Here is a 4,185-nt window from a genome sequence, read left to right as displayed (position 1 = left end):
GCGTATAATCGTCGGCAGCGTCAGATGTGTATAAGAGACAGGCCGGGGTGCGCACCGTCGAGGGCGACTTCGAGCGCGGCGACGTGGTGGTGGTGAAGGCGCCGGACGGGCGCGAGGTGGCGCGCGGCCTGACCGCCTACGCCGCCGAGGACGCCCGCCGCATCGCCGGCCGCAAGAGCCACGAGATCGAGGAGATCCTCGGCTACCGGGGCCGCGACGAGATGATCCACCGCGACGATCTGGTGGTGCGGTGAGCGTTCCGATTCTGGCCCGCCCGCCGCTCCAGGCCATCCTGTGGGACATCGACGGCACGTTGCTGGACAGCGAGCCCTGGCACCAGCGCGCCACCATTGCGGTCTGCCGGCTGCACGGGCATGTTATGTCCGACACGGACTACGCGGCCACGCTGGGCGTCGCCTTTCCCGAGCTGTACGCCCGACTGCACGCCGCCCGCCCCATGGTCCTGACCTTCCGGGAATGGGCGGACGCCATCACCGACCTCTATCTGGAACGCATCGCCGAGGTCGAGGCGCGGGCCGGCGCCCTGGCGCTGGTCGACGCCTTCGCGGAGCGGGGGCTGCTGCAGGCCTGCGTGTCGAACAGCGGACGCCGCGTGGTCGACGCCAACCTGCGCCACATGGGCAGCCCGCATTTCCTGTTCGGCCTCAGCCGCGACGACGTGAGCAAGGGCAAGCCGGACCCCGAGCCCTACCTGACCGCCGCCGCTCGCCTCGGCGTGCCGCCCGCGGCCTGCGCGGTGATCGAGGACAGCCCGACCGGCGCCCGCGCCGCCAAGGCCGCCGGCATGCTGACCATCGCCTGGCCACAGCACGCCGACCTGCTGTTCGAGGCCGCCGACCATGTGGTGGCGGACCCGGCGGCGCTGGATTGGGATAGCCTATGCGGCCTTGCGGAGCGCATGGCGGCGGACTGACCGCCGCTTGCCCTTTTCACCCCTTGGCGACGAAGAAATAGACGGTCATCGCCACGCCCACCGCGATCACGAACTTGCGCAGGATCGGCGGCGGGATGTGGCGGGCGACGGCGGCCCCGGCGTAGCCGCCGGCCACGGCAGCCACCATCATAATGAGCGCCTCGTTCCAATAGACCGCACCGCCGAAGACGAAGGCCACCACCGCGACCGCGTTCAGGCAGCCGGAGACCAGCGCCTTCAGCCCGTTCATCGCGTGCAGATCGGTCAGGCCGAAGACTCCCAGCGTCGCCAGGATCAGGATGCCGATCCCCCCGCCGAAATAGCCGCCGTAGATGGCGATGAAGAACTGCACGATCAGCACGGTGTTGTGACCGACCTTGAAGTTGCGGCGGATGTAGGCCGACACCTTCGGGCCGAAGGCGAACAGCACCGTCGCGAACAGCAGCAGCCAGGGGATGATCTCCTCGAACACGCGCTGTGGCGTCCACAGCAGAAGCAGCGCGCCCAGCAGCCCGCCGATCAGGCTGACGCCGAGGAAGGCCGGCAGGCTGACCTCCTTGATCCGCCCCAACTCCCGCCGGTAGCCGTAGGCGCTGGCCAGCGCGCCCGGCGACACCGCCACCGTGCTGGTCGCGTTGGCGTTCAGCGGTGGCACGCCGGCCATGATCAGCGCCGGAAAGGTCAGGAAGCTGCCGCCACCGGCCACGGCGTTGAGCACGCCCGCGAAGAAGGCGGAGACGATCAGCAGCAGGGTCAGCATGGGGACACGGTCCGGCGGGTGGAAAAGCCCGCGGACTATGCCCTCTCGGCAAAGCTTCCGGTACTGCGTTTTCGGCGGTGCGGTATTTCACGGACGGCCGGTGGGGTCTAGCGGGTCGGGGGAAGCGTACGGAGGTAGGCGACCAGGGCGCCCAACTCGCCATCGCTCATGGACTTGTAATAATGATAGCCCATGGGCGGGCTCAGCCGGCTGCCGTCGGGACGTACACCCTCGGTGATCGCCTTGCGGATCTCCGCATCGGTCCAGCCGCCCAGCCCATGCTCCTTGTCCTGCGTGATGTTGCGGGACACCGCGTTGCCCCACGGCCCGGTGAAGTTCCGCCCGCCGGCCCCCATGCGCGTCATGTCGAGCCGCCCGTCCGGCAGCATCGGCGTGTGGCATTCCATGCAGTGGCCGAGCGGGCCGGCCATGTACGCGCCGTACGTCACCGGATCCGTACGCGGCACCTCGGCCACCGACCCGACCGGCGGTCCGTAGGCGGCGGGAAGCGCCATGCGATACTCGGACTTCGGGACAGAATGCCGCACCGGCGGCACGCTGCGCAGATAGGCGACGATGGCGCGCAGGTCGCCGTCCGACAAGCCGCGGTAGAAGCCGAAGGGCATCGGCGGCCCGATCAGGCTACCATCGGGGCGCCTGCCTTCGCGGATGGCGGCGGTCAGCTGCTCGTCGGTCCAGCGCCCGATCCCCGTCTCCGGATCCGGCGTGATGTTGGAGGCGTAGGCGGTGAAGGGCTCCTCGACGAAGGGCGTCCCGCCGGCCAGTTCTTTTCCCGCGACCGGACCGGTCGGCCCCTGCGGCGTGTGGCAGTTGCCGCAGGCGACGATGCCGTTGACCAGGGCGCGCCCCCGCTCCAGCGGTGTTTCCGCCCAGGCCGATCCCCCTAGGCACACCACCCCAACGGCCACGGCGGCGCCGCGGCGGACCAGCCGGTTCATGAAAGGCTCCCTCGCCAATGTTGCATGAGGGAACGCTAACCACGCAACAATCCGTGGCCCAGGCTGAATGTTGAGTATTCCACTCAGCTTTTCGGCTTAACCGGCATGGCTTTCGCGGAAACGCAGGATCGGCTATGGTTCCGGCCCTTTTCAATTGGCGAACGCCACTGGAGTGAGACCGATGTCCGCCCTGCTTGAGACCACCGACGCCTTGCACGATCAGATGCTCGCCCTCGGCCGCGCCGCCCGCGCCGCCGCGGCGGAGCTGGCGACCGTGCCAAGCCCGTCGAAGGATCAGGCCTTGCGGGCGGCGGCTGCCGCGATCCGCGCCCGCAAGGCGGAGATCCAGGCGGCCAACGACGCGGATGTCGCCGCCGCCCGTGAGCGCGGCCTCGCCGGTCCCATGATCGAGCGCTTGGCCCTCAACGACGCCCGCATCGAGGCGATGGCCAAGGGGCTGGAGGACATCGCCGCCTTCCCCGATCCCATCGGTGGCGTCATCGCCGAATGGACCCGCCCGAACGGGCTGGCCATCCAGCGCGTGCGCGTGCCGCTGGGGGTGATCGGCATCATCTACGAGAGCCGTCCCAACGTCACCGCCGACGCCGGCGGCCTCTGCCTGAAGTCGGGCAACGCGGCGATCCTGCGCGGCGGGTCGGAGAGCATCCGCTCGTCCCGTGCCATCGCCGCCTGTCTGGCCGACGGGCTGCGCGCCACCGGGCTGCCGGAAGCGGCGATCCAGCTCGTCCCGACCACGGACCGGGCGGCGGTCGGCCACATGCTGACCATGCGCGACTATATCGACGTGATCGTCCCGCGCGGCGGCAAGTCGCTGATCCAGCGCATCGCCGAGGAGAGCCGCATCCCGGTCATCAAGCATCTGGACGGCAACAACGCCGTCTATGTCGATGCCGGGGCCGAGTTGGAGAAGGCGCGCAAGGTGGTGATGAACGCCAAGATGCGCCGCACCTCGATCTGCGGCGCCGCCGAGACGCTGCTGGTTGACCGTCGGATCGCCGACGCCGTCCTGCCGGTTCTGGTGAAGGACCTGCTGGACGCCGGCTGCGCCGTCCGTGGCGACGCCGCCGCCCAGGCCGCCGACCCGCGCGTGACGGCGGTGACGGCGGAGGACTGGGACACCGAGTATCTCGACGCGATCATCGCCTGCGGCGTGGTGGACGGGGTGGACGGGGCGATCGAGCACATCAACCGCCACGGCTCCCACCACACCGACGCCATCGTGACCGAGGACCCGGCGGCGGCGGAGCGCTTCCTGCAGCGCATCGACAGCGGCATCGTGCTGTGGAACGCCAGCACCCAGTTCGCCGATGGCGGCGAGTTCGGCATGGGTGCTGAGATCGGCATCTCCACCGACAAGTTCCACGCCCGCGGCCCGGTCGGGGCGGAGCAGCTGACCAGCTACAAGTATGTCGTGCGTGGCGATGGCCAGACGCGGCCGTGAGGTTCACGGCCCTGGAGCTTACATCTGCCCTGTCTCTTATACACATCTGACGCTGCCGACGATTATACGC

4 protein-coding genes and 1 pseudogene are annotated in these 4,185 nt (G+C 69.5%); 3 read left to right on the top strand and 2 right to left on the bottom strand.

The genetic code is table 11. From position 1 onward, the window contains the following. Positions 1–41 precede the first annotated feature (41 nt). Both Q4I23_RS30970 and Q4I23_RS30965 read left to right on the top strand, forming a co-directional pair. Positions 42–254: pseudogene (locus Q4I23_RS30970) on the top strand (PUA domain-containing protein); the annotation flags it as partial. Further along, on the top strand, positions 251–934 hold the full coding sequence (locus Q4I23_RS30965) for an HAD family hydrolase (RefSeq protein ID WP_498528761.1): 684 nt from the start codon (positions 251–253) through the stop codon (positions 932–934). The pseudogene Q4I23_RS30970 and the gene Q4I23_RS30965, both read left to right, overlap by 4 nt. 16 nt (positions 935–950) lie before the next feature. Here the strand turns inward: Q4I23_RS30965 and Q4I23_RS30960 are convergent, their stop codons facing one another. Both Q4I23_RS30960 and Q4I23_RS30955 read right to left on the bottom strand, forming a co-directional pair. Beyond that, positions 951–1,694, bottom strand: coding sequence for a sulfite exporter TauE/SafE family protein (locus Q4I23_RS30960; RefSeq protein ID WP_454018854.1), 744 nt, complete (start codon positions 1,692–1,694; stop codon positions 951–953). Positions 1,695–1,801: 107 nt separating this feature from the next. After that, positions 1,802–2,653, bottom strand: coding sequence for a c-type cytochrome (locus tag Q4I23_RS30955; RefSeq protein ID WP_498528760.1), 852 nt, complete (start codon positions 2,651–2,653; stop codon positions 1,802–1,804). 181 nt (positions 2,654–2,834) lie between these two features. Between Q4I23_RS30955 and Q4I23_RS30950 the strand changes: the two genes are divergently transcribed. Next, on the top strand, positions 2,835–4,115 hold the full coding sequence (locus Q4I23_RS30950) for a glutamate-5-semialdehyde dehydrogenase (RefSeq protein ID WP_498528759.1): 1,281 nt from the start codon (positions 2,835–2,837) through the stop codon (positions 4,113–4,115). Positions 4,116–4,185: the final 70 nt, after the last annotated feature.

The organism is Azospirillum sp. UFLA03-27 (assembly GCF_059803775.1).
The sequence above is the reverse complement of the archived record's forward strand: the minus strand, read 5'-3'. Positions and strand labels throughout refer to the sequence as shown.